22 protein-coding genes are annotated in these 25,390 nt (G+C 68.4%); 16 read left to right on the top strand and 6 right to left on the bottom strand.

Translation table 11 applies throughout. The features are described from left to right. Nucleotides 1-32 precede the first annotated feature (32 nt). Nucleotides 33-1,397, bottom strand: a complete 1,365-nt coding sequence (locus ACSQ3D_RS21275; protein ID WP_436128226.1) for a DUF3100 domain-containing protein — start codon at nucleotides 1,395-1,397, stop codon at nucleotides 33-35. 244 nt (nucleotides 1,398-1,641) lie between these two features. Further along, nucleotides 1,642-2,607 (bottom strand): tripartite tricarboxylate transporter substrate binding protein BugE, encoded by a 966-nt coding sequence (locus tag ACSQ3D_RS21270; protein ID WP_056173646.1) that lies wholly within the window; start codon nucleotides 2,605-2,607, stop codon nucleotides 1,642-1,644. Between the two features lie 131 nt (nucleotides 2,608-2,738). Here ACSQ3D_RS21270 and ACSQ3D_RS21265 point away from each other — a divergent pair, with 131 nt between their 5' ends. Beyond that, nucleotides 2,739-3,644 (top strand): AEC family transporter, encoded by a 906-nt coding sequence (locus tag ACSQ3D_RS21265; protein WP_436128225.1) that lies wholly within the window; start codon nucleotides 2,739-2,741, stop codon nucleotides 3,642-3,644. Continuing rightward, complete coding sequence (locus ACSQ3D_RS21260) at nucleotides 3,641-4,342, top strand: GDSL-type esterase/lipase family protein (RefSeq protein WP_436128224.1); 702 nt, start codon at nucleotides 3,641-3,643, stop codon at nucleotides 4,340-4,342. Before ACSQ3D_RS21265 ends, ACSQ3D_RS21260 begins: the two co-directional genes overlap by 4 nt. Before the next feature lie 76 nt (nucleotides 4,343-4,418). On the opposite strand, the gene queG is transcribed toward ACSQ3D_RS21260, so the two are convergent. After that, entirely contained in the window at nucleotides 4,419-5,510 is a 1,092-nt protein-coding gene (gene queG, locus ACSQ3D_RS21255) for a tRNA epoxyqueuosine(34) reductase QueG (RefSeq protein ID WP_436128223.1), read from the bottom strand. Between the two features lie 12 nt (nucleotides 5,511-5,522). On the opposite strand from queG, the gene tsaE reads away from it, so the two are divergent. The 3 genes from tsaE to ACSQ3D_RS21240 all read left to right on the top strand — a co-directional run bounded on the left by tsaE (nucleotide 5,523) and on the right by ACSQ3D_RS21240 (nucleotide 8,017). Beyond that, nucleotides 5,523-6,056, top strand: a complete 534-nt coding sequence (gene tsaE, locus ACSQ3D_RS21250) for a tRNA (adenosine(37)-N6)-threonylcarbamoyltransferase complex ATPase subunit type 1 TsaE (protein WP_436128222.1) — start codon at nucleotides 5,523-5,525, stop codon at nucleotides 6,054-6,056. Nucleotides 6,057-6,060: 4 nt separating this feature from the next. Continuing rightward, complete coding sequence (locus ACSQ3D_RS21245) at nucleotides 6,061-7,500, top strand: N-acetylmuramoyl-L-alanine amidase (RefSeq protein WP_436128221.1); 1,440 nt, start codon at nucleotides 6,061-6,063, stop codon at nucleotides 7,498-7,500. Between the two features lie 178 nt (nucleotides 7,501-7,678). Beyond that, nucleotides 7,679-8,017: a cupin domain-containing protein gene (locus ACSQ3D_RS21240; RefSeq protein WP_396506276.1), complete on the top strand. Its 339-nt coding sequence runs from the start codon at nucleotides 7,679-7,681 to the stop codon at nucleotides 8,015-8,017. 59 nt (nucleotides 8,018-8,076) lie between these two features. Here ACSQ3D_RS21240 and ACSQ3D_RS21235 read toward each other — a convergent pair whose 3' ends face one another. Next, nucleotides 8,077-9,642 carry a methyl-accepting chemotaxis protein gene (locus ACSQ3D_RS21235; RefSeq protein WP_436128220.1) on the bottom strand — a complete coding sequence of 522 codons (1,566 nt, stop codon included), beginning with the start codon at nucleotides 9,640-9,642 and terminating at the stop codon, nucleotides 8,077-8,079. Nucleotides 9,643-10,016: 374 nt separating this feature from the next. Between ACSQ3D_RS21235 and ACSQ3D_RS21230 the strand changes: the two genes are divergently transcribed. Then, complete coding sequence (locus ACSQ3D_RS21230; protein WP_082486172.1) at nucleotides 10,017-10,256, top strand: glycine zipper 2TM domain-containing protein; 240 nt, start codon at nucleotides 10,017-10,019, stop codon at nucleotides 10,254-10,256. Between the two features lie 118 nt (nucleotides 10,257-10,374). On the opposite strand, the gene ACSQ3D_RS21225 is transcribed toward ACSQ3D_RS21230, so the two are convergent. Continuing rightward, nucleotides 10,375-11,022 (bottom strand): DedA family protein, encoded by a 648-nt coding sequence (locus tag ACSQ3D_RS21225; RefSeq protein ID WP_056411949.1) that lies wholly within the window; start codon nucleotides 11,020-11,022, stop codon nucleotides 10,375-10,377. A gap of 94 nt (nucleotides 11,023-11,116) precedes the next feature. On the opposite strand from ACSQ3D_RS21225, the gene mutL reads away from it, so the two are divergent. The 3 genes from mutL (at nucleotide 11,117) to ACSQ3D_RS21210 (ending at nucleotide 15,161) form a co-directional block, all read left to right on the top strand. Next, entirely contained in the window at nucleotides 11,117-13,204 is a 2,088-nt protein-coding gene (mutL, locus tag ACSQ3D_RS21220) for a DNA mismatch repair endonuclease MutL (RefSeq protein ID WP_436128219.1), read from the top strand. A gap of 99 nt (nucleotides 13,205-13,303) precedes the next feature. Beyond that, nucleotides 13,304-13,954, top strand: a complete 651-nt coding sequence (locus ACSQ3D_RS21215; protein WP_436128218.1) for a hypothetical protein — start codon at nucleotides 13,304-13,306, stop codon at nucleotides 13,952-13,954. A gap of 106 nt (nucleotides 13,955-14,060) precedes the next feature. Next, nucleotides 14,061-15,161 (top strand): phosphotransferase enzyme family protein, encoded by a 1,101-nt coding sequence (locus ACSQ3D_RS21210; protein WP_436128217.1) that lies wholly within the window; start codon nucleotides 14,061-14,063, stop codon nucleotides 15,159-15,161. 100 nt (nucleotides 15,162-15,261) lie between these two features. On the opposite strand, the gene ACSQ3D_RS21205 is transcribed toward ACSQ3D_RS21210, so the two are convergent. Then, nucleotides 15,262-16,425, bottom strand: a complete 1,164-nt coding sequence (locus ACSQ3D_RS21205) for a glycerophosphodiester phosphodiesterase (RefSeq protein ID WP_436128216.1) — start codon at nucleotides 16,423-16,425, stop codon at nucleotides 15,262-15,264. Nucleotides 16,426-16,671: 246 nt separating this feature from the next. Between ACSQ3D_RS21205 and gdhA the strand changes: the two genes are divergently transcribed. From gdhA to ACSQ3D_RS21170, 7 genes are all read left to right on the top strand, one after another. Beyond that, complete coding sequence (gene gdhA / locus ACSQ3D_RS21200; RefSeq protein WP_436128215.1) at nucleotides 16,672-18,015, top strand: NADP-specific glutamate dehydrogenase; 1,344 nt, start codon at nucleotides 16,672-16,674, stop codon at nucleotides 18,013-18,015. A gap of 141 nt (nucleotides 18,016-18,156) precedes the next feature. After that, nucleotides 18,157-18,990, top strand: coding sequence for an alpha/beta hydrolase (locus ACSQ3D_RS21195; protein ID WP_436128214.1), 834 nt, complete (start codon nucleotides 18,157-18,159; stop codon nucleotides 18,988-18,990). 130 nt (nucleotides 18,991-19,120) lie between these two features. Continuing rightward, entirely contained in the window at nucleotides 19,121-20,353 is a 1,233-nt protein-coding gene (locus ACSQ3D_RS21190; RefSeq protein WP_436128213.1) for a multidrug effflux MFS transporter, read from the top strand. Then, nucleotides 20,350-21,372, top strand: coding sequence for a tRNA (adenosine(37)-N6)-dimethylallyltransferase MiaA (miaA, locus tag ACSQ3D_RS21185; RefSeq protein ID WP_436128212.1), 1,023 nt, complete (start codon nucleotides 20,350-20,352; stop codon nucleotides 21,370-21,372). Before ACSQ3D_RS21190 ends, miaA begins: the two co-directional genes overlap by 4 nt. Continuing rightward, on the top strand, nucleotides 21,369-22,085 hold the full coding sequence (locus tag ACSQ3D_RS21180; protein ID WP_436128211.1) for an ABC transporter ATP-binding protein: 717 nt from the start codon (nucleotides 21,369-21,371) through the stop codon (nucleotides 22,083-22,085). The genes miaA and ACSQ3D_RS21180 overlap by 4 nt, the downstream gene beginning before the upstream one ends. Before the next feature lie 8 nt (nucleotides 22,086-22,093). After that, nucleotides 22,094-24,745 carry an FtsX-like permease family protein gene (locus tag ACSQ3D_RS21175; protein WP_436128210.1) on the top strand — a complete coding sequence of 884 codons (2,652 nt, stop codon included), beginning with the start codon at nucleotides 22,094-22,096 and terminating at the stop codon, nucleotides 24,743-24,745. 320 nt (nucleotides 24,746-25,065) lie between these two features. After that, nucleotides 25,066-25,390 (top strand): contractile injection system protein, VgrG/Pvc8 family (locus ACSQ3D_RS21170; protein ID WP_436128209.1); only part of this gene is annotated, 325 nt, incomplete at its 3' end.

Genomic DNA, 25,390 nt, shown 5'->3' with positions numbered 1-25,390 from the left:
TGCCACCGACCCACCTGCGGCAGCGATGCGGTTCAGCCTCCGAAGTACTGGGCGATGACAGCCCCTGCCAGGAAGGCACCTGCTGTGGCGATCAGCGAAGTGACCACGATGCGCCAGCCCAGGGCCCTGAGCACCGGCAGGTCCTTGGCCAGCGAGAGGCCGGCATAGGCCAGCACCGGGGTCACCACGGTCAGCAGGTTGACCTTTTCCACCATTGGATTGACCAGCGGGGCCAGGGGAGACACCGGTACGCTGACCAGCACGCCCATGATGGACACCCAGATGATGGCCGGGATGCGCAAGCGCGGTGCGAGCCGCGACATCACCAGACCCGCCAGCGCACAGGCCACGAGCACCAGCATGCCCGGCAGGGCGAGCACCAGGGACTTGCCGCCGGTGAACTGATTGCCCACCAGCGCGATCGCCGCCGTGCCCACGACCGCGGCCAGCATGCCGCCCCACGGCAGGCGCGCCTGCTGGTGCATCTCGCCCATGGCCTCGCGCATTGCGGCGTCGTGCTCGACGATGATGGCCTTGCGATTCTTGCCGAGGATGGGCTCCAGTCGCGCGTACAGCCAGTTGGCCATGGGCAGGGAGAACACGACCAGTATGTAGGTGCCGACGACGGTGGTGATGAGATTGCTCGCGGCGGCCAAGGCGGCGATGGTGTCCTTCTCGGCCGGGTACTGGACCGAGATCGCACCGACGGCCGCCGCCGTCATGCTGCCCGAGCCAATGCCCGCCGCCATGCCCAGAGCCTCGGGGCTGAAGATGCCCGTGTGCGCCACCATGCTCGCGAAGAATGCCATGAAGGCCGCGCCGATGACCGAGCCCGTCACATACTCGGCCAGAACGCCGCGGCCCTCCGCCGAGTTCATGCCGTAGCGCTCGGCGATCAGCGCGACACCGGGTTCGCGACCCACGGAGAACGTGGCGCCGATGGCCTCGCGCTTGATCCCCAGCAAGAGCGCCACGGGCAGCGCCAGCACGATGGTGCCCAGGAAGTTGCCCGCCTCCTGCAGCAGCAGGACCGGGCCTGCGGCGATCACCTTCTGCAGGTTGATGCCCACCGTGAAACCCAGCTTGGCGATGAACAGCATGATGCCGATCTGCACGAAGTCCGACGCGATGGTCTGCGTGCGGATGTATTCGCGCCCCGACGCATCCGCCCTTTTCATGGCGATGCTGCACAGAACGCAGGCAAGCAGCGCCCACAGGAACGGAAACAGCGTTACCTTCGTGAAGCCGACCGTGAACGTGGCGGTGCCAGCCCATTCCGACGCGATGGTCAGCACACCGGCGATCCCCAGCACCAGGGCAATCTGATGGACTTTCAGGGATCGCACCGGGCTGGCCTCAGGTGCCGTCGCAGGGGAAGAAGGGGAAATGGTGGACATGTGGGCCTCTGGCTTGGGTTGACGACGTCCGGCGCTCCCGTTGTGGCTCGGCCGATCCGTTCGTGCAGGCAAGATTCTTTGAATTGCCCTGGTGTTGCAATGTCACCCTCGGTAGATTTGCGTTGACTACCGAGCAACACCCAATCGCGCCGCACAGGCCCTGGCCGACAGGGCCGCGTGCGCCCACAAAAAAGCCGCCCGAAGGCGGCCTGGAAACGGTGGTGCGGAAGCACCGGGCCCGGTTTCACTCCAGCGTCAGCTTCTGCTTGACGACCACTTCCTTGTACACGGCAAACTCGGCCTTGATCTGCTCGGCGAACTGCTCGGGCGTGTTGCCCAGCACGATGGAGCCGGTCTCTTCGATGCGCTTTTTCACGGCCGGGTCTTCCAGCGCCTTGCGCACGCCGGCGTTGATCTTGTCCACGATGTCCTTGGGCAGGCCCTTGGGGCCGACGATGCCGTAGTAGGCCATGCGGTTCACAGGCTCCAGGCCCAGTTCCTTGAACGTGGGCACGTTAGGCAGGGCCGCCACGCGCTGGGGTGCGGCCACCACGATGGGCACCAGGCGGTTGTCCTTGATGAACGGCAGGGCCGAGGGCAGGTTGTCGAAGATCATCGGCACCTGGCCGGCCACGGTGTCGTTCAGCGCGGGGCCCGCACCGCGGTAGGGGATGTGCGTGACGAAGGTGTTCGACAGGCTCTTGTACAGCTCCATCTGCAGGTGGCCGATGCCGCCCGTGCCCGACGACGAGTACGAGTACTTGCCCGGCGACTTCTTGAGTTCCGCCACGAAGGCCTTGTAGTCCTTGGCGGGGAAGTTGGGGTTCACCGCGATGATGTTCGGCGTGGCCGCGATGTTGATGACGGGCGTGAAGTCCGTCAGCGGGTTGTACGGCGTCTTGGGGTTGATGGCGGGGTTGGCCGCCGTGGTGGAGACGGTGGCGATGCCCAGCGTGTAGCCGTCCGGTGCCGAGCGGGCGGTTTCCGACGCGCCCACGATGCCGCCGCCACCGGCCTTGTTCTCCACGATCACGCTCTGGCCCAGGGCGCGGCCCAGGGGGTCGGCGATCACGCGCGCAATGATGTCGGTGGTGCCGCCGGGTGCAAACGGCACCTGCAGCTTGATCACCTTGTTGGGGTAGCCCTGGGCGGCGGCCGATCCGGCGGCCGCGGCCAGTACAGTCAGAGCAAGCCATTGACGACGATGCATTCGAGTTCTCCTTCGTGCGGGGGTACAGACAGACAGCGCCGATGGTATGCGCAATGCACGCTGCGGCAGCCTGCGGATTCCACATAAGGGCTAACCCCAGGTCCTGGCCCGGCATCAAGTATTCTCAGGCGGTGAACTACGCCCAGCTCCTGCTCCCCGACTTCTCCCTCATCCTGTGCGGCTACCTCATCTGCCGGTACACCGCGCTGAACCGGTCGGTGTGGCAACCGGTGGAGAGTCTGGTGTACTACCTGCTCTTTCCGGTGCTGCTGTTCCAGTCCATCGTCAAGAGCCCGGTGGACATCGGCGCCGCCTCGGGGCTGATCGCGGCGGGGCTGTTGTCGGGGCTGATCGGCATTGCGCTCGCCTACAGCCTGCCGCACTGGCCCTGGGTCGGCAAGCGCATCGATGTGCGCGACCATGCGGCCAGCGCGCAGGTGGCGTTTCGCTTCAACTCCTTCATTGGCCTGGCGATTGCCGAGCGCCTGGCGGGCACCGAGGGGCTGCTCATGATCGCCGTGCTGATCGGCGTGTGCGTGCCGCTGTTCAACGTTGCCGCCGTGTGGCCCATGGCGCGCAATGGCAAGCACAGCTTCGTGCGCGAACTGGCGCGCAACCCGCTCATCGTGGCCACGCTGTCGGGGCTGGTGGCCAACCTGCTCGGTTTTCAGATTCCCGATTGGGCGGCGCCCACCGTGGGCCGCATCAGCGCGGCGTCGCTGGCGCTGGGGCTCATGGCCGCGGGCGCGGGGCTGGAGTTCGGCCTGCTCACCCGGGGCAAAACGCTCAGCGTGGCCGTGCTGTCCATCCGCCACCTGGTGCAACCACTGATCGCCTTCGGCATGGCGCGCCTGTTCGGGCTGAACCCGGTGCAGACCACGATGCTGCTGGCGTTCTCGGCCCTGCCCACGGCCTCCACCTGCTACGTGCTGGCCGCCCGCATGGGCTACAACGGGCCGTATGTGGCCGGCCTGGTGACGATGTCCACCTTGCTCGGCATGGTGAGCCTGCCATTTGCCCTGGGGTTCCTGCGATGACCTATGCCTGCCTTGCCAGACCTGCCGCACCCGGCACTGCTGCCACTTGCGCTCTGGCGCGCCGCCGCGCGCTGATGGCGGGCCTGGCCCTGGTCGCTGCTGCGCCCCTGGCGGCCTGCGGCCGCAAGGCCCCGCGCGGCCAGGTGGTGCCGCCCGATGCCACCGTGCTGGCGCTGGGCGACTCGCTGACCTCCGGCGTGGGCGCATCGGCCGATACGGCCTACCCCGCCGTGCTGCAGCGCCTGACGGGCTGGAAGGTGGTCAACGGCGGCGTGTCGGGCGACACCTCGGCCCAGGCGCTGGAGCGCCTGCCCGCCCTGCTGCAAAAACACCAGCCAGCGCTAGTGATCGTGAGCATCGGCGGCAACGACTTCTTGCGCCGCCAGAGCGCCACCGCCACCCGCACCCACATCCGCAGCATCTGCACGCAGGCCCGCGCCAGCGGCGCCCAGGTGGTGCTGGTGGCCGTGCCCGAGCTGACGTTTCTGGCGGCGTCGGCCGGCCTGCTGAGCGACCATGCGATGTACGAAGAGATTGCCAGCGAGCTGAAGATCCCCCTGCACAGCAAAGGCTGGTCCACGGTGCTGGCCGACGCGAGCCTGCGGTCCGACCAGATCCACGCCAACGCGACAGGCTACGAGCGGTTCGCGCAGGGGCTGGTGGAGACGCTCAAAAGCACGGGGCTCCTGGTGCGTTGATGCGCTGATGCGCTGATGCGCCAACTATCATTTTGATAGCTTCTAGCGCACGCCCATCAAGCGGCAGAGGCCATTTTCATTCAAACTCTCGACCCAGCGCCCACGCCACGTGCTCGCGCACCAGGGCGCTTTCATGGTCCGCCCGCGACTGCAGCGCCACCCGCAAGGCGCCATCCCCCGTGGCCCTGAGCGCATTGCCCAGCGCCACCGCCACGTTGCGCAGCCAGCGTTCGTGCCCGATGCGCCGGATGGGCCCGCCCTCGGTCATGCGCAAAAAGGTGGGCTCGTCCCACGCGAACAAATGCACCAGCTGCTGGCCCGACAGCCCCTGGCGCTCGTCAAAATCCGGCAGCCGGCTGACCTGCGCGAACTTGTTCCAGGGGCAGATGAGCTGGCAGTCGTCGCAGCCATAGATGCGGTTGCCCAGCAGAGGCCGCAGCTCCAGCGGTATGGCCCCCGCATGCTCGATGGTGAGGTACGAGATGCAGCGCCGCGCATCGATGCGGTGCGGCGCGATGATGGCCTGCGTGGGGCACACGTCGATGCAGGCACTGCAGCTGCCGCAGTGCGCGGTGACGGGCGCGCTCTCGGGCAGCGCCATGTCGACATAGATCTCGCCCAGGAAGAACATCGACCCCGCCTCGCGGTTGAGCACCAGCGTGTGCTTGCCGCGCCAGCCCTGCCCGCTGCGCGCGGCCAGCTCGGCCTCCAGCACCGGGGCCGAGTCGGTGAACACGCGATGGCCGAACGGGCCGATGGCCTCGGCAATGCGGTCGCTCAGCTTCTGAAGACGTGCGCGCAGCACCTTGTGGTAGTCCCGCCCCCGGGCATAGACAGAGACGATGGCCTCGTGCGGGCGGGTCAGCCGTGCCAGCTCGTGGGCCTGCCAGGCGGGCCCGGCGCCTTGGCTGCCTTCTTCCGCCGAACCCTGGCCCGCCGCCTGCCCGGTATCCCGCGGCAAATAATCCATGCGCGCCGTGATCACGCTCACCGTCCCGGGCACCAGCTCGGACGGGCGGGCGCGCTTCATTCCATGCGATGCCATGTAATGCATCTCGCCATGGAACCCCTGCGCCAGCCAGGCCGAAAGCCCGGGCTCTGCAGCGGACAAGTCCACCCCCGCCACGCCGATTTGGGAAAATCCCAGCTCGCGGGCCCACTCCTGCATTTGAGGAACGAGTTGACTGTTGCACCACATACCGGCCAGATTGTAGAAAGCGGCACGCCCGGCGCCGCCGAACCCGCCCGCCATTTCACCTGGCACAGCGAGGACGACACCGCCGCCTTCGCCCGCCGCCTCGCCGCACAGCCCCTGCTCGCCAACGCGTTTGTCACGCTGCACGGCGACCTGGGCGCCGGCAAGACCACCCTGGTGCGCCACCTGCTGCGCGCCCTGGGCGTCGAGGGCCGCATCAAGAGCCCGACCTACGCCGTGGTGGAGCCGCACGAGGCGCCGGGCCTTGCGCCGCATGCGACCACGGTCTGGCACTTCGACTTCTACCGCTTCGACGACCCGCGCGAGTGGGAAGACGCCGGATTCAGGGACATTTTTGCCAACCCGGGCCTCAAGGTGGCAGAATGGCCAGAAAAGGCTGCAGCGCTGACCCCGCCTGCAGACCTTGCTATACACATTGAAGCAATTGACGACACCGAAAGGACCGTCACGGTGCACGCCCACACGGCCCACGGCCTCCACCTGCTGCAAGGACTCTGAACGAATGACTCTGCCCCCCCGCCCGGCGCCGCGCCAGCCATCCCGCCGCACGCTGCTGCAGGCGGGCAGCCTGGTCCTTTTGCTGGGCACGCAGCAGATCGCCCGTGGCGCCACCATCCTCGCAGTGCGTGTATGGCCCGCCCCTGAATACTCCCGCGTCACCATCGAATCCGACGGCGCGCTGGTGGCCAAGCAGTTCTTCGTGACCACGCCGCCGCGCCTGGCCGTGGACATCGAAGGCATCGACCTGAGCCCCGAGCTGCGCGAGCTGGTGGCCAAGGTCAAGCCCGACGACCCGAACATCGCCGGCATCCGCGTGGGCCAGAACGCGCCCGGTGTGGTGCGCCTGGTGGTGGACCTCAAGCAGGCCGCCATGCCCCAGGTGTTCACCCTGCCGCCCGTGGCCGCCTACCAGCACCGCCTGGTGTTCGACCTGTACCCGGCCGCCCCGGTGGACCCGCTCGAAGCCCTGATCGCCGAGCGCCTGCGCGACGTACCCGCCGCCGGCAAAACGCTGCCTGCGCCGCCCACCGTCACCGCACGCACCGGCCCCCAGCCGCCCGCCGAAACCGACCCGCTGGGTGACCTGATCGCCCAGCGCAGCCAGCGCCCCGGCGCGACCGGAGCGCCACCACCACCTGTGGTGGCCGCAGCGCCGCCTCCGGCCGAGCCTGCGCGCCCCGCGCCCGCCACGCCCAATCGGGCCACTTCGACACAGACCGACCGCATCATCATCGTGGCGCTGGACCCCGGCCACGGCGGAGAAGACCCCGGCGCCATCGGCCCGGCCGGCACGCGCGAGAAGGACGTGGTCCTGCGCGTGGCCCACCTGCTGCGCGACCGCATCAACGCCACCACCGTGGGCGGCAACCCGATGCGCGCGTTTCTCACGCGCGACGGCGACTTCTTCGTGCCGCTGGGCGTGCGCGTGCAAAAGGCCCGGCGCGTGCAGGCCGACCTGTTCGTCTCCATCCATGCCGACGCCTTCACCACCCCAGCCGCACGCGGTGCCAGCGTGTTCGCGCTCAGCCAGGGCGGCGCCTCCAGCACCGCCGCGCGCTGGCTGGCCAACAAAGAGAACCAGGCCGACCTGGTGGGCGGCATCAACGTGCAGTCCAAGGACCAGCATGTGCAGCGCGCGCTGCTGGACATGAGCACCACCGCGCAGATCAACGACAGCCTCAAACTCGGCAGCGTGCTGCTGGGCGAGATCGGCGGCATGGCCAAGCTGCACAAGCCGCGCGTGGAGCAGGCGGGCTTTGCCGTGCTCAAGGCGCCCGACATCCCCAGCGTGCTGGTGGAGACCGCCTTCATCAGCAACCCCGAGGAAGAGCAGCGCCTGCGCAGCAGCGCCTACCAGGAGCAGCTGGCCGATGCGCTGATGCGCGGCATCACCCGCTACTTCGCCAAGAACCCGCCATTGGCGCGCAGCCGCTCGGTGTAGGACGGCCACGGCAGGCCGCACAGCGCGGGGCGCGTTGCTTTGCTTTGCTTCGCTGTGCCTTGGCTTGCCTTGCGCGGACCGCCAAGTACAGGCAAAGTAGCCTGCATCATCCACACCGCGCGTGCAGCCCCCGCCCCCTCCGAGCAGGCCGTGCGCCACGGACGCAAGGAGAACTGCCATGGCACTGCCCCACGCCCAATCCGGCCAGATCGTCAGTGTTCGCCCCCTGGGCGACCGCCTGCCCGAAGCCATCACCACCGCCATTCTTAAAGCCGGCCAGCTCGAGGTCATGCGCGTGGTGCTGCCCGTGGGCAAGTCCATGAAAGAACACCAGACCCCGGGCGAAGCCACGGTGCAGTGCATCGAAGGGGTGGTGGAGTTCATGAACGAAGGCGCCGTGCAGCAGTTGCACGCCGGCGACTTCGTGCACCTGGCGCCGCGCATGCTGCATGCGCTCAAGGCGGTGCAACCGGCCTCGCTGCTGGTCACCCTGTGCCTGCTGCCGGGCGAGCGCTGACAAGCATCTTGCACCGGCCCGCCGGTTCCGTCACACCGGGGGCTGCTGGTCAATTCAAGCTACAGGCGGAACACGCTCACCACCTCGGCCAGCCGCGCCGCCTGGTGCTTGAGGCTGTCGGCCGCCGCGGCGCTTTGCTCCACCAGCGCGGCGTTTTGCTGCGTGACCTGATCGAGCTGCGTCACCGCTTCGCCCACCTGGCTGATGCCGATGGTCTGCTCGCCCGTGGCGCTCGATATCTCGCCGATCAGATCGCTCACGCGTTTGACCTGGGTGACGATGTCTTCCATGCTCTGGCCCGCGTTGCTCACCAGCTGCGTGCCGTCATCGACCCTGGACACGCTGGCGTTGATCAGGGCCTTGATCTCCTTGGCAGCCTCGGCGCTGCGCCCGGCCAGGCTGCGCACCTCGCTGGCCACCACGGCAAAGCCACGGCCCTGCTCGCCCGCGCGGGCGGCCTCCACGGCGGCATTGAGCGCGAGGATGTTGGTCTGGAACGCAATGCCGTCGATCACCGCGATGATGTCGGTGATCTTGCGCGACGCGGCCGAAATGTCCTGCATGGTGGCCACCACCTGGCCCACCACTTCGCCGCCCTTGACGGCCGCAGCCGACGCGGTGCCCGCCAGCACCGCGGCGCGCTGCGCGGTGTCGGAGTTGTTCTTCACCGTGCTCGTGATCTCTTCCATCGACGCCGCGGTCTCCTCCAGGTTGGCCGCCTGCTCTTCGGTGCGCTGGCTCAGGTCCGCGTTGCCGGCCGCGATCTCGCTGGAGCCGGTGGCAATGCTGTCGCTGCTGTGGCGCACGTCGCCCACGATGCGCACCAGCGACGCCTGCATGGTTTGCATCGCCTGCATCATCCGCGCCACTTCGCCCCGGCCCTGCGCATAAATGGGCTGCGACAGATCGCCCTCGCCGATGCGCTGGGCCACCGTGGCCACCTCGTTCAATGACCGGCGGATGCGCTGCACCACCACCACCGACAGCACCACCAGCAGCCCCAGCCCGGCCACGCCCGCCACCAGCACCGTGGTGCGGTACGAGCTGATCAGCGCGGCCGCTTCGCCGGCCTGCTCGGCCGAGCGCTGCACCTGGTAGGCCACCATCTTGTCGGCCACGGTGTTGTACTGGTTGAGCACCGGTGCAAACGTGGCCAGGGCGTAGCTCTTGGCCTGGGCCATGTCGCCCGCCTTCTTGAGGGCCAGGGACTTGTCGCGCGCTTCCAGATAGCTCGTGCGCACGGCGGCCAGCTCCTCCTGGATGCGCAGGCCTTCGGGACTTTTCTCCAGCTCGGTGTAGCGCTTTTGCACCGTGCTGGTGTCTGCCGTGGTGGCGGCCACCATGTCCTTGAAGTAGTTCTGCAGGTCGTCACCGTCGCTCTGCGCAATGGAGAACACGCGCGTGGAGTTGACCGCGATGTTGCTGCGCCAGCGCAGCGCCAGCTGCAGCCGTTCGACCTGCTCGGTTGCCAGTTGGTCGACGGTGCGGCCCAGGTGCTGCACCCGCACCAGGCTCAGCGCCAGGATGATCACCAGCGCCAGCACCGCCACCCCGACGATGAGGCTGATCTGCTGCGCGACGGTGAGCTGAGGGCCTTGGCCCGCGGAGTTGGTGTGCTGGCCCATCGTGGTATCCCCTGGTTGGCCGCGTTGTGTTCGCGGCTTGTGTTCATGACCGATCAATGATCTGTCTGCGCCGCAGGATTGGCAACGGGGACGACCGCCTCGTAAACCCTAAGAAATGCGGCCAATACACGAGCGCAACGGCGCGACAGTCCAGCACCCGCACCGCCTGGCCGGGCGCCATTCGGCGGCGATGTCCGGGCCGCTTCGGATCACGCCCTGCCGTCAGCCACGGCGCGGCATGTCCTACAGGCACCTCCCCCGCTTGCCTACGCCGGCGGCGCGGTGCCGGGTGGATATTTCAGTCACAGGTCGAGTTGAGCAGCACCCGCTGAACAACTGCAAGGCCTGAATCCACACCACAAAGGACTCTTGCCATGAAAATCCGTCACATCCTCCTTGCGACCACCTGCACCGCGGCCCTTGCCCTGGGTGGTTGTGCCTCCAACCCCACCGATGCCCAAGTGGGTACCGGCGTCGGTGCCGTCGTAGGCGGCGTCGCAGGCAATGCCATCTTCGGCGGCCCTGTAGGGACCATTGGCGGTGCCGCAGCCGGCGCGCTGGTGGGCCACGAAATCGGTGAAGACCGCGACCAACGCCGTGGATATCGCCGTTAATTTGCTTCACACCCACCATCGCCGCCCGCCTGGGCGACCGATGGCGGCGTAAAAAAACTCCTGGCACTCGTACACCGAGCGTCAGGAGTTTTGCTTTGAGGGTGGCGTTGCCGGTGCTTCAGGCCGTCTTGGCCGCCCGCCCGGCGCGCCAGGCACCGAAGATCGCGATCAGCCCGGGGATGAAGATCATGGCCCAGATGATCTTGTCCAGGTTTTCCTTCACCCAGGCAAAGTTGCCGAAGAAGTAGCCCGCGGTGCAGATGCCCAGCACCCACAGCAGCGCGCCGCCCACATTGAAAGCCGTGAACTTGGCACGGTTCATCTCGGCCACACCCGCCACGAAGGGTGCGAAGGTGCGGATGAACGGCATGAAGCGCGCCAGGATGATCGTGATGCCGCCGTAGCGCTCGTAAAAATCATGCGCCTGGTTGAACGCGCGGCGGTTGAACCAGCGCGAGTCTTCCCACTGGAAGACCTTGGGCCCGAAGTACCGCCCGATCGAGTAGTTGCACTGGTCGCCCAGGATGGCTGCGGCGATCAGCACCACGCAGGCGATGGGCAGGCTCATGAGCCCCGCGCCGCACAGCGCCCCGACGATGAACAGCAGCGAGTCGCCCGGCAAGAACGGCATGACCACCACGCCGGTTTCCACGAACACGATGAGAAACAGCAGCGCGTACACCCACGGGCCGTACGCTTGCACGAACGCCTCGAGGTACTTGTCCACATGCAGGATGAAATCGATGAGAAAGGTGACAAGTTCCATGGGGCTGGTGTTGAAAAAAGCAGCGGGCATTATCCCCAGCCCGCCGGGGTGACCCGCAAAGCCCCTGCGCGAGCCCGGCCCTAAAATCCACCGGGTGAACGACACCACCGCCCCCCTCGCCACGGCCCTGCCGGCCAGCGCCCCCATCCCCCCACGCCGCCCCATCCGCGACCTGCCCGACGAGCTGATCAGCCAGATCGCGGCCGGCGAAGTGGTGGAGCGCCCCGCTTCCGTGGTGCGCGAGCTGGTGGACAACGCGCTCGATGCCGGCGCCACGCAGATCACCGTGCGGCTGTCCGCCGGCGGCGTGCGCCTGATCACCGTGGAAGACGACGGCGGCGGCATTCCGCACGAGGAGCTGCCTGTGGCGCTGCGCCGCCACGCCACCAGCAAGATCACCAACCTGAACGACCTGGAAACCGTGGCCACGATGGGATTTCGGGGCGAGGCGCTGGCGGCCATCGCTTCGGTGTCCGAGATGTCCCTGCTCTCGCGCCCTGCCGCGCAAGGCAACGCCTTTTTGCTGGACGCACGCAGCGGCGAACTGCGCCCTGCCGCCCGCAGCACGGGCACCACGGTGGAGGTCAAGGAGCTTTTCTTTTCGACCCCGGCGCGCCGCAAATTTCTCAAGACCGACGCCACCGAGCTTGCGCACTGCATCGAGTCCGTGCGCCGCCACGCGCTGGCCCGGCCCGATGTGGGATTTGCCATCTGGCACGAAGGCAAGCTGGTGGAGCAGTGGCGCGCGACCTTCGTGCCGGGCCAGGCCAGCGCCAGCGGCCTGCAGGACGCGCTGGCGCGGCGCCTGTCGGACGTGCTGGGCGAAGACTTCGTCGCGCAGTCGGTCGCCGTGCAGCACCGCGTGGGCCCGGTGGTCGTGACCGGCCGCGCCGGCCTGCCCGACGCCGCACGCTCGCGCGCCGACCACCAGTACTGCTACGTCAACGGCCGCTTCGTGCGCGACAAGGTGCTGACCCACGCCGCGCGCAGCGCGTACGAAGACGTGCTGCACGGCCACAAGCAGCCGGTGTATGCGCTGTATGTAGAGATCGACCCGGCGCGCGTGGATGTGAACGTGCACCCCACCAAGATCGAGGTGCGCTTTCGCGACAGCCGCGAGGTGCATCAGGCGGTGCGCCACGCGGTGGAAAACGCGCTGGCCGCACCACGCGCCGCAGCGCTGGCCGCGGCAGCCGCCGCAGCCTCTGCCGAGGGCGATGCGAGCCCTGCGGACAACAGCGCTGCCGTTGTGACGTCAAAACAGGCGCTACCGCGCACTTGGCAAGCGCAATCCGCTATCAGATTTGAAGAACGTGGCCACCAGGTGGCCGACCTGCAGGCGCTGTGGGGCCCGCGCAAGGACCCTGCTGCGGCCAGCGCGCCAGGCGGCCAGGCCCTGTGGCAAGGCACGCAGGGGCCGCTGGGGCAGCCAGGACAGGACAGGCCCGCTGGCGAATCGGCCGAGGCACCGCCCTGGAGCTCTCCAGGTACCGCGTTCCCGCCGCCAGCCGCTGCACCACTCAGCGCCAATGCCATGGCAGGCAGCGCACCCGCCGGCACCGGCCGAGACACCCCAGAGACCACCTGGCCCCTGGGCCGCGCCGTGGCACAGTTGCACGGCGTGTACATCCTGGCCGAGAACGCGCAGGGCATGATCATCGTGGACATGCACGCCGCGCACGAACGCATCGTGTACGAACGCCTCAAGTCCCAGGTGGACAGCGGCGCACGCATTGCCAGCCAGCCACTGCTGATCCCCGCCACCTTCGCCGCCACGGCCGAGGAAGTCGCCACTGCCGAAGAATCCACCGAGGTGCTGGCCCTGCTGGGCCTGGAGGTGGTGCCGTTCTCGCCCAAGACCCTGGCCGTGCGGGCCGTGCCCACCACGCTGGCCACCGCGTCGGGCTTTGGCGACCCGGTCGAGCTGGCCCGCAGCGTGCTGGCCGAACTGGCCGCGCACGACGCGACCACCGTGGTGCAGCGCGCCCGCAACGAGATCCTGGGCACCATGGCCTGCCACGGCGCGGTGCGGGCCAACCGCAGGCTCACCATCGACGAGATGAACGCGCTGCTGCGCCAGATGGAGACCACCGACCGCAGCGACCAGTGCAACCACGGCCGGCCCACGTGGCGGCAGTTGTCGATGAAGGAACTGGACGCGCTGTTCCTGCGCGGACGGTAGGTCCCTTCCCAGAACCACACTGCTGTTCCCCGCGCCATTCGCATAGCCAGAGTCTTCCAGCCAATGCAGCCGTCCCACCACCGCCAGCCCCATCCCGCCATGTCCGCAGTGCCCGCCGTACTGGCAGCGCTCTGCATGGCCCTGCCCAGCGCCCACGCAGGGCGCCCGCTCACCGTGGACGATGCGGGTGTGGATGAGGTGGGCCAGGGCCACATCGAAGCCTGGTGGGAAGGCCAGCGCGGGCAGCGCGGCACCTTCTATGCAGCGCCGGCCTTCACCCCCATCGAAGGGCTGGAGCTGGGCGCCCTGCTGGCGCGCGACATGGGGGAGCGCCACACGCTGCAGGGGTTGCAGGCAAAGTGGCTGTGGAGCCCCGCGCAGACCGATGGTTGCAATGCCGCCAGCACGGCGGGACTCACCCACCGCAGACAGCCCGGGGGCCACAGCGGGGGCAGCATGGTGGCGCTGAACCTCATCGGCACCTGCGCCGCACCGTGGGGCGTGGCCAACGCCAACCTGGGCACCCAGCGCGAACGCGGCCAGTCCTGGCGCGGCACCTGGGGCGTGTCCCTGGAGCACAGCTGGGGCGCCATCACGCCGCACGTGGAGGCCTTCGGCGTCCAGCGCAGTGCGCCGGTGTTTCAGGCGGGAGCGCGGTGGGAATGGGCACCCGGTCGACAACTGGATGCCACGGTGGGCCGCCAACAGGGTCGCACGCTGCTGAGCGTGGGGTTCGCAGTGGGCTTCTGACGGGGGCGCCGGACAGGCCCCTGGGGTCCACCTTTGGCTGCCGTTAAGCCGCGGGCCGCCGTTTGGCGGCAGAATCGCCCGCCCTGCTGGAATGGAAGCGCCCGCCATGATCCCCCTCGACCCCCACTTCATCGCACAGACCACCCCCACGGGCGAGGCCATTGCGCGCGCCGTGGAAGCCGGCTGGCCCCTGGGCCCTGTGGCGCACTGCGTGCTGCTGCGGCGCGGCTTTAACCAAGTCTATGAACTGCACTTTGCCAGCGGGCTGCACGCCATCGCCCGGCTGAGCGCCGAACGGCCCCGCGGCGACCCCAACATCGCCTACGAAACCGCATTGCTAACCCACCTGCGCGCGCACGGCATTCCGGTCGCCGCGCCGCTGCCCGCGGCAGATGGGTCCTTCAGCGTGGTGCTGGCACTGCCCGAAGGTCCCCGGGCGCTGCTGCTGTTCGACTTTCTACCGGGCGACCCGCCCGGCGAATCGCTGGTGGATATCGAAGCCACCGGCCGGGGCCTGGCCCAGTTGCATGGCGCAGCACAGAGCTACGCAGGCCCCGAAAGCCACTACACGCTGGACCTGCCGCTGCTGCTGGACGCATCACTGCAGCGCATGCTCACAGCACCCACCGTGGATGCGGCTCTGGCACGCGAATTCACGGCTCTGGCCGAGGACCTGCGTTCGCGCTTTGCGGACCCGCCGAGCCTCACCCGCGTGCATTGCCATGGCGACTGCCACGGCAGCAACAACTTCATGGCCGACAGCCCCGACAACCCCGAAGGAGCCGAGCGCAGCCGCGTGGCCGCGTTTTTCGACTTCGACGACGCAGGCCCGGGCCTGCTGGCGTACGAGCTGAGCGTGTACCTGTGGGTGCTGCTGCCGCGCAGTCATGAAACACCCGCCACTGCCGCGGTGATGGAGCGCTGGCACCGTTATCTCACCGGGTACACCGGAGTGCGCGCCATACACGCGGCGGACCTGGCGGCCATCGCCCCGTGCCTGGCGCTTCGGCAGTTCTGGGTGATGGGTGAATACGCCGGCCGCATCCCCGTCTGGGGCACGCAGGCCATGCCCACGCACTGGCTGCGCAAGCAGCCTGCGCTCATGCGGGCGTGGATGGATTTGCCACCCGCCGACCCGCTTGCAGCCCAGGAGCCCGCCAAAGCTGCAACTTCACCGGCATCAGCAACCGCAGCAGCAGTGGCGTGACAGCGCACCGACCATGCCAAAAACAAAGCCCGCAGTCGCGGGCTTTGTTTTTGCAGCAGGTGCACGGCACAGGGTCGCCGTGTCCCCGTCGATCTGCCGATCAGTTGTCCCGCGCCGCCTTGGCCGTATCAGGGAAGTCGCTGAACACGCCGTCCACACCCAGGTTGTAGAACAGCTTGTACTCGGCCTTGGGGTCGCCCTTGAAGTCCGATGCCAGGCGCTTGGCTTCGCTGCGGAAGGTGTAGGGGTGCACCATGAGGCCCACGGCATGGGCGTTCTTCACCACGTCGGTGGGCGCCATCATCACGCGGTCGCGCTCGTCGATCACGCCGTCGCCATTGAGGTCGTCGGGCTTGCCGTCTTTGTTGGCGTCCACCTGCTTCGAAGGAATCAGGTACGGCTTCCAGGGGCCGATGCCGTCGGCGTAGGTCTTGACTTCCTTGAGACCATCGGCGGTCAGCAGGCTGGCGAAGGTGCGCTTGTCGCCCGCCACGGCAAAGTCGTACGGCTTGTCGTAGGGGGCCGTCAGGTCCATGCTGCCGTCGGCGTTCACGTCGTTCGCGTCCACCAGTTGCACCAGGCGGATCTGGGTCTTGGTGCGCAGGTACTTGAGGTTCGATACCTCGAACGATTGCACGATGACGGGCGACGCCTTGGTGGTGTAGCCGTACTTGGCCAGGATGGCGAGCAGGCGGTCTTCCAGCGGCAGGCCCAGGTTGACGTGGTAGGTGGGGTGCTTGGTCTCGGGGTACACGCCGACGGTGCGGCCCGCCTTGGTGCCTTCGTTCTTGGCCAGGTCCAGCACTTCTTCCAGCGTGGGGATCTGGAATTTGCCGTTGAACGACGGGTCGCGGTCGGACAGCGGCTGGATGGCGCGCAGCGTCTTGATCTCGGCCAGGGTGAAGTCCGAGACGAACCAGCCCTCTTCCTGCACGCCGTCCACCATTTTCTTGGTCTTGCGGTTGGCGAACTCGGCCCGGGTGGACACATCGGTGGTGCCGGTGATGTTGGGTTCGTGGCGGGCCACGAGCACGCCGTCCTTCGTGGCCACCAAGTCGGGCTCGATGAAGTCGGCGCCCATGTCGATGGCGCGCTTGTAGCCTTCGAGCGTGTGGTCCGGCACGTAGCCTGCCGCACCGCGGTGGCCGATGACCAGGGGGCGGTCGCCGTTCAGCGTGGGATACGGGCTGTCATTGTCGCCACCACAAGCCGCCAGCGTGGCCAGCAAGGCCACCGCACCCAACTTCGCACCAGAAATGTGCATGCTCTTCTCCTCGTTGTGTTTAGAACCGCCGAACTGTGGGCTGACCTTGTGACAAGGCCGTGACGCCCTTCCCGCCAACCGGTGACGGCGTTTTGCCGCCCACCAGACGCACCAATATGTGGCATTTCACGGGCCACATTCCCCACCATTGTGCAGAGACATCCGCATGAACGTATAACTTTTGAACATAATGTCGTGTTGCAGTGCGCTCTTGCCTGCTTTTTTGCTTCAGAAAGTCTTGAGAACATGAAATACGAGTCCGCAGACAGCTTCCTTTCTCACGTGGCCCACCGCAATCCGGGTCAGCCCGAATTTCTGCAGGCTGTCACGGAGGTCATGGAGAGCCTGTGGCCGTTCATCGCCCAGCACCCCCGCTATGCCGAGCACGGCCTGCTGGAGCGGCTGGTGGAGCCCGAGCGCACGGTCATGTTCCGCGTGTCGTGGGTGGACGACCATGGCAAGGTGCAGGTCAACCGCGGCTACCGCATCCAGCACAGCATGGCCATCGGGCCGTACAAGGGCGGCATGCGCTTTCACCCGTCGGTGAACCTGTCGGTGCTCAAGTTCCTGGCGTTCGAGCAGACCTTCAAGAACGCGCTGACCACGCTGCCCATGGGCGGCGGCAAGGGCGGCTCGGACTTCGACCCCAAGGGCAAGAGTGCTGGTGAAGTGATGCGCTTTTGCCAGGCGTTTGTGACGGAACTGTTCCGCCACGTGGGTGCCGACACCGACGTGCCGGCCGGCGACATCGGCGTGGGCGGCCGCGAGGTGGGCTTCATGGCCGGCATGATGAAGAAACTAAGCAACCGAGCGGACTGCGTGTTCACAGGCAAGGGCCTGTCGTTCGGCGGTTCGCTGATCCGCCCCGAAGCCACCGGCTACGGCACGGTCTACTTCGCGCAGGAGATGCTCAAGCAGAAGGGCCGCGCGTTCGACGGCTTGCGCGTGTCGGTATCGGGCTCGGGCAACGTGGCGCAGTACGCGGTGGAAAAGGCCCTGGAGCTGGGCGCCAAGGTGATGACCGTGTCCGACTCCAGCGGCACGGTCATCGACGAAGAAGGCTTTACCACCGAGAAGCTCGCCATCCTGATGGACGTGAAGAACCACCACTACGGCCGCGTGAGCGACTATGCAAAACGCACCGGCGTGAAGTTCGAAGCCGGCGTGCGCCCCTGGCACGTCCCGGTGGATGTGGCCCTGCCCTGTGCCACCCAGAACGAGCTGGACGCCAAGGACGCGGCCACCCTCATCCAGAACGGCGTCATTTGCGTGGCCGAAGGCGCCAACATGCCCTCCACCATCGACGCCGCCAAGGCCTTCGAGGCGGCGGGCGTGCTGTACGCCCCCGGCAAGGCGAGCAATGCCGGCGGCGTGGCCACATCGGGCCTGGAGATGAGCCAGAACGCAGCCCGCCTGTCCTGGCCGCGCGAAGAGGTCGATGCGCGCCTGCTGCAGATCATGCAGGGCATCCACACCGCCTGCCTGCGCTACGGCCAACACGCCGACGGCCGCGTGAGCTATGTGGACGGCGCCAACATCGCCGGCTTCGTGAAGGTGGCGGACGCGATGCTGGCGCAGGGCGTGGTGTAACCGCAGGCCGGCCCCCCCTGGGGCACAAAGCGGTGAAAAGAAGGGGAGTTGCGGGGCATTTGGCGGTCTCTCCTGGGAGATAGGCACAAACCCTGCTTGCCGTGTCAGAACTTTCCGACACGATGGCACTCAGTCCTTCTCATGAAACGCACCCCCCTCCTGATCTCCCTGGCGCTGGCCATTGCCGTCTCGGCGGGCTGCGCCACCCTCGATGCAAAACAGCGCGAGTGGATCTTCCAGCCCAGCGACCGCAGCTGGGGTGGCTCGCAGTCCACCGACGACATGGCGGATGTCTGGATCGACTTCCGCTCAAACGACAGTGGCAAGGCCGAGCGGCTGCACGGCCTGTGGCTCCCCCACGACCGGGCGGATGCTCCAGTGCTGCTGTATCTGCACGGCGCACGCTGGAACGTGGCGGGGTCGTCCGGCCGCATCCGGCGCATGCAGGAGCTGGGCTTTTCGGTGCTGGCGATCGACTACCGCGGTTTTGGCCGCAGCAGCGCGGGCCTGCCGTCCGAAGCCACTGCGGCCGAGGACGCACGGGCGGCCTGGGACTGGCTGGCCCAGCACCAGCCGGGCAAGCCCCGCTACATCTTCGGCCACTCGCTGGGCGGCGCCATCGCCATCGACCTGGCGCGCCAGGTGAACGATGAGCAAGGCACCATCGTCGAAGGCACTTTCACCAGCATTCCGGAGGTGGTCAGCACCTTCAAATGGGGCTGGCTGCCGGTGTCGGCCTTGATCACGCAGCGTTTCGAATCCGTGCGCAAGGTGTCCGAGATCGGATCGCCCTTGCTGGTGGTGCACGGCAGCGACGACAGCCTGATCCTGCCCAGCCTGGGCCGCAAGCTGTACGAGGCCGCCCACGAGCCCAAGCAGTTCGTGCTGGTGGAGGGTGGCTCGCACCACAACACCAATTCGGTGGGGCAGAGCCTGTACCGGGAGGCGATGGTGTCGCTGTTCAAGCTGAAATAAACAGCCCACACGATCTGGCTTGCGGTCTGCCAGAGCATCAACACCAGGGCATCAATGCCACCTTGGCAGGGGCGCGGCGGCAGCCCTTGGCGCAGGTCAAGGCAGCCCCATCTGGTACCCTCAGACAGATATGTCTGCCCCTTCTGCCACCGCCGTGCCCACGGCTTCCAACGCCACGGTTGCGCCCGGCCTGGCCATCCTGGTGCTGGCCCTGCTGCTCAGCATCCAGCCCGTCACCACCGACCTGTACCTGCCCGCCCTGCCCGCGCTCACCCGCAGCCTGGGCGCGCCGATGGCGTCGGCCCAGCTCACGCTCAGCGGTCTGCTGCTGGCGTTCGGTTGTTCGCAGATGGTGTGGGGCCCGTTGTCGGACCGCTTCGGCCGGCGCCCCATCCTGCTGGCGGGCCTGGCGATCTATGCGGTGGCATCGCTGGGCAGCGCGTTGGCGCCCAGCATGGCGCTGCTGATCCTGTGGCGCATTGCCCAAGGCGCTGCGATGGGTGCGGTGGTGATGTGCGCCCGCGCCATCGTGCGCGACCTGTACACGCCGCTGGACGGAGCGCGCGCCATGTCCAAGGCGCTCACGGGGCTGGGCATCGTGGCCTGCATCTGCGCGCCCATGGGCGGGCTGCTCAGCGAATGGCTGGGCTGGCGCGCGGCGCTGATGGCGCTCACGGCGTATGCGGTCGTCACGCTGGTCCTGGTGGCGCTGCGCATGCCCGAGACACTGGCGCGGCGCAACCCCCAGGCCCTGCAGCCGCGTGTGCTGCTGGGCACCTGGCTGCAGGTGCTGCGCCACCCCACGTTCTGGGCGTTCTCGCTGCAGACCACGGCCACCTACGCCGGCTTGTTCACCTTTCTGGCGGCGTCGTCGTTCGTGTACATCGACGTGCTGGGCCTCAGCCGCACGCAGTACGGCTGGACCATGGCGTCGGCCTGTCTGGCCTACTTCGGGGGCACCTTCCTATGCCGCAGCCTGCTGGCCCGATGCGGGCTGCAGCGCACGGTGGCCATCGCGGGGGCGCTGAGCATCAGCGGCGGCACGCTGATGGCGCTGGTGGCCCACCTGGGCTGGCACCAGCCCTGGGCGCTGACGCTGCCCTTCTACCTCTTCATGCTGGGCCACGGCATCCACCAGCCTTGTGGGCAGAGCGGTGCCGTGGGCCCGTTTCCGCAGGCGGCGGGGGTGGCGTCGGCGCTCAATGGTTTCATGATGATGCTGGCCGCGTTTGCCATTGGCGGCTGGCTGGGTGCGCGCCTGGACGGCACGGTGTGGCCGCTGGTCAACGGCATCTGGTTCTGGTCCACCGTGCTGGCCGTGATCTCCTGGACGCTGGTGCAAAAATTTGGAGCCCGCGCGTGACCAGGCCCCCGCAGCAGACCCACCACCTGCCCGCCATTGCTCTGGCGGGCCCCACCGCATCCGGCAAGACCGCGGGCGCCCTGGCGCTGGCCGCCGTGCTGGGCCAGCAAGGCGTGCCGGTGGAGATCATCAGCGTGGACTCGGCCCTGGTCTACCGGGGCATGGACATCGGCACCGCCAAGCCCACGCCCGAAGAGCGCGCGGCCGTGCTCCACCACCTGATCGACATCCGCGACCCGCTGCAGGCCTACAGCGCGGCCGAATTCGTGCAGGACGCCACGCGGCTCATGGCCGATATCCGCAGCCGCGGCGCACTGCCGCTGCTGGTGGGCGGCACCATGCTGTACTTCAAGGCGCTGTTCGATGGCATCGACGACATGCCCGCCGCCGACCCCGCCGTGCGCGCGCGGATCGAAGCCCAAGCCGCCGAGCTGGGCTGGCCCGCGCTGCATGCAGAACTGGCACGGGTCGACCCCGTCACGGCCGCGCGCCTGGCGCCTGGAGACAGCCAGCGCATTCAGCGAGCGCTGGAGGTATGGCACGTGTCCGGCCAGCCACTGTCGAGCTTTCACACTACAAAAAGAGGAGCTGGTAGCGCCCTGCCAGCGAGCGACAGCGCCCTATTTTCCTTGGAACCCGACGACCGGGCCTGGCTGCACGGCCGCATCGCCCAGCGCTTTGACGCCATGCTCGCTGGTGGCCTTGTCGAAGAAGTGCAGGCCCTGCGGGCACGCGGCGACCTGCACCCGGACCTGCCCTCGATGCGCTGCGTGGGCTACCGCCAGGTGTGGGATGAGCTCGACTTTCAGGCCGCCCGCACACCGGGCGCCCCGGGCACGCCACCCAACCTCGCCCACCTGCGCGAGCGCGGCATTGCCGCCACGCGCCAGCTTGCCAAGCGCCAGATCACCTGGTTGCGCAGCATGCCGCATCGCCAGGCCATTGCCTGCGATACGCCGGACGCGGTATCCACCCTCGTGCAGGCCGTGCTGCAGCGGCTGGACCTGCGCGCACCATGACGCAGCCCGCAGCAGCACACGCGGCACAGGGCACGGGCTCGCCATCGGCCAGCCCCACTCCTGCGGGGCTGCGCGTGGAACAGCTGGGCAAGCACTATGGCGATGCCGCGGTGTTCGCCCAGGTGAGCTTCACCGTCGCGCCGGGCGAGTTCGTGGCCATCGTGGGCGACTCGGGCGTGGGCAAGTCCACGCTGCTCAACTGCCTGGCGGGCCTGGACACCTGGGACACCGGCCGCATCACCCACGGCAGCACGGACCTGGGGCCGCTCGACGATACGCAGCGCGCGCTGTGGCGGCGCGCGAACGTGGGCTTCGTCTTTCAGGCCTTCCACGTGTTGCCGCACCTGGACGTGGCGCAGAACGTGGCCCTGCCGCTGATGCTGCTGGGCCGGTCTGACCCTGCGCGCATCGGACGCATGCTGGACGCGGTGGGCCTGGCCGACCTGGGCGGCCGACTGCCGCAGCAGCTCAGCGGCGGGCAGCTGCAGCGCGTGGCCATCGCACGTGCACTGGTCCACCGCCCGGCCCTGCTGCTGGCGGACGAGCCCACCGGCAACCTCGATCCCACCACCGCGGCCCGCGTGATGGACCTGCTGCTGGCGCAGACGCGCGAGCACGGTGCATCGCTGGTGCTGGTGACGCATTCGGATGCCGCGGCAGCGCGTGCGGACCGGGTGCTGCACCTGACATCGCGCGGAATCGCGGCGCGCTAGCCGCAGCCATGCTCGCACTGCTTCGCACCTTCTCCTGGCAGGAACTGCGCCACCACCCCTGGCGCAGCGCCGCGGCCGTGGCAGCGGTGATGCTGGGCGTGGCGCTGGGGTTTGCGGTGCATGTGATCAACGCGTCGGCGCTGGACGAGTTTGCGCAGGCTGTGCGCTCCGTCAACGGCCAGCCCGACCTGGAACTGCGCGCTGCGCAAGGCGCGCTGCCCGAGTCGCTCTACGCCACCGTGGCCGCGCACCCCCAGGTGGCGCTGGCCAGCCCGTGGCTGGAGCTGACGGCCCAGGCCAGCACTGCGGGCGCCGCCGACGCCGAGGCCGCGCCGCCTGGTGCGCGTGTGGCCTTGCGCGTGGTGGGCGTGGACGCGCTCGTCGTGCCCGCCATGGCACCTTCGCTCATGCCCCGCGCCTTCGACGCCGCCGAGCGCCTGGCCATGCTGGCGCCGGGGCAGGTGTTCCTTAACGCCGCGGCGCTGCAGGCGCTGCGGCTGACCGGCGACGGCACCGGCCCGTTGGCCGAGCTGCGCCTGCAGTCCGGCCTGCAGGCCCACACCGTGCGCGTGGCCGGCACCGTGGCCGCCGGGGGCGTGCCGCTGGCGGTGATGGACATCGGCGCGGCGCAGGACCTGTTCGGGCGCGGCGGCCAGCTCAGCCGCATCGACCTGCAGTTGCGCCCTGGCGCCGTGCGCGCCGCCGTGGAACGCGAACTGCAGGCGCTGCGCGCCTGGCCGCGCGGCGTGCGCATGAGCGAGCCCGGCGATGCCGCGCAGCGCGTGAGCAACCTGTCGCGCGCCTACCGCGTCAACCTCACCGTGCTGGCGCTGGTGGCACTGTTCACGGGCGCATTTCTGGTCTTCTCCGTGCTTGCGCTCAGCGTGGCGCAACGCGCACCGCAGTTCGCCCTGCTGGCCGTTCTGGGCGCTACACCCCGCCAGCGCCTGGCCCTGGTGCTGATGGAGTCGACAGCGCTAGGGCTGCTGGGCAGTGCGGCCGGCATTGGCCTGGGCACGGGCCTCGCGGCGCTGGCGCTGCAGGTGCTGGGTGGCGACCTGGGCGGCGGCTACTTCGCTGGCGTACAGCCCGGCTTGCAGTGGAGCGCAACCGCCGCGGCGGTCTATGGCGCCCTGGGTGTGGCCGCTGCGCTGGTGGGGGGCTGGTGGCCTGCGCGCCAGGCCCAGCGCCTGGCGCCCGCGCAAACGCTCAAGGGCCTGGGCACCCACGGCGGGCGCCAGCGCGGTGGTGCCATCGGTATCGTTTTGATAGCTGCCAGCGCTTTGCTGGCAAGCGCTCCACCGGTTTTTGGCATTCCACTGGCCGCCTACGTCGCCGTGGGCATGCTGCTGGTGGGCGGCATTGCGCTGCTGCCCTGGGCCGTGCAAGCGCTGCTGCAAGCGGCGCAGCCGCTGGCGGCGCGGCATGGCGCTGCATCGTCGCCGCTGCCCCTGCTGGCCGTGGAACGCGCACGCCGCATGCACGGAACGGCCGCCGTCGCCGTGGGCGGTGTGGTCGCATCGCTCAGCCTGGCCGTGGCACTGACGGTGATGGTGGCGAGCTTTCGCGGCTCGGTCGTCCAGTGGCTGGACGCCGTGCTGCCCGCACCGTTGTATGTGCGCCTGGCAGGCAACGCGGCCGCAGACGATGCCGCGGCCTTCCCCGCCGGTTTTGCCGACCGCGTGGCGCAACTGCCCGGCGTGGAGCGTGTGCAAACCCTGCGCACCAGCAGCCTGCTGCTCGACCCGGCCCGCCCCGCCGTGGCGCTGATCGCCAGGCCCCTGGCGGCCGACCCCGCGCAGGCCCTGCCCCTGGTCGGCAACCCCGTGCCCGTGCCACCCGACCGCGTGGGCGTGTACGTGAGCGAGGCGGTGGGCGAGCTGTACGGCGTGCGCCCCGGCGCCGACTGGCCTGCGCTGTCCGATTCTTTCGGGCTGCTGGCGCCCTCAGGGCAAGCGCAGGAAGCTACGTTTTTTGTAGCAGGCGTGTGGCGCGACTACGTGCGGCAGTTCGGTGCCGTGGCGATGGACAGCGCAGACTTCGTCCGGCTCACGGGTGACGCCCGCACCAGCGACCTGGCACTGTGGCCCCGCGCGGGCGCTGACGAGGCCGCGCTGCGCGATGCCGTCACCGCACTGGTCCACTCTGCCACGCCCGGGGCCGAGGCAGGCGGCGCGGCGGCAGGGGCAGGCCCGCTCGAATTCACATCCGCCGCCAGCATCCGCGCGCGGTCTCTCGGCATCTTCGACCGCAGCTTCGCGGTCACCTACTGGCTGCAAGCCGTGGCCATCGGCATCGGCCTGTTCGGCGTGGCCGCCAGCTTCAGCGCCCAGGTGCTGGCCCGCCGCAAGGAGTTCGGCCTGCTGGCCCACCTGGGCCTTACCCGCAGGCAGATCCTCACGGTGGTGGCGGGCGAAGGCGCGGCATGGACGGCGGTCGGCGCAGCAGCGGGCACCGGGCTGGGTCTCGCGGTGTCGGTGGTGCTGGTGCATGTGGTCAACCCGCAGAGCTTTCACTGGACCATGGAGCTGCAGGTGCCGGTGGCTCGGCTGCTGGCACTGGCCGCCGCGGTGGTGGCGGCAGGCACGGTCACGGCATGGCTGGCAGGGCGCGCTGCCGCGGGGCGGGACGCGGTGATGGCGGTGAAGGAAGATTGGTAGCCGCCAATCCACACAACACCGCCTGTACCAAGTCCGGCCAGGTCCGGCCAAGTCGCTGGTCAGGTCGCCTCACGCAGACTCGTTAAGTCAAAGCACGCGATTGCTTTTGCGGCCTCGATAACAACGCCAAAGCCCGAAAAAAAGCCCACTCCCAACACTTACCAAATGCCTGGGTAAGAGTTGTGTGAAGACGCAAGCAAGCGCGCTTCGCGACCGGTTTTGCGACCCCTCCCCACCTATCATGCGCGGCGATTTTCGCGGCCCTTTTGGGGCCCGCAACTACAACAATCCGAGGGAAGAAAAAAAATGGGCCAGCAGCCATGACCCGCCGCGTCAAGATCCAAACCCCGCTGGGCGAACAACTGCAGTTTCGCAAACTCGACGGCACAGAGGCGCTGAGCGAGCTGTACTCGCTGGAGATCGACCTGGTGAGCGCGAGCAAAAGCATCGACCCCAAGGCGCTGCTGGGCAAGGCGGCATCGGTGGAGGTCGAGATAGAAGGCCTGGGCAAACGGTACCTGAGCGGCCTGGTCACGCACTTTGGCATGCAGGGGCAGGACCACCGGTGGGGGTCTTACCGGATGCGCCTTCGCCCCTGGCTGTGGGTGGCCACGCGCAAGACCGACTTCAAGATCTTCCAGCACA

This window comes from Acidovorax sp. LjRoot117 (assembly GCF_964252695.1).
Classification (GTDB): Bacteria; Pseudomonadota; Gammaproteobacteria; order Burkholderiales; family Burkholderiaceae_C; genus Acidovorax.
Note: the sequence above shows the minus strand (reverse complement) of the source record. Positions and strands in the feature narration are given on the sequence as shown.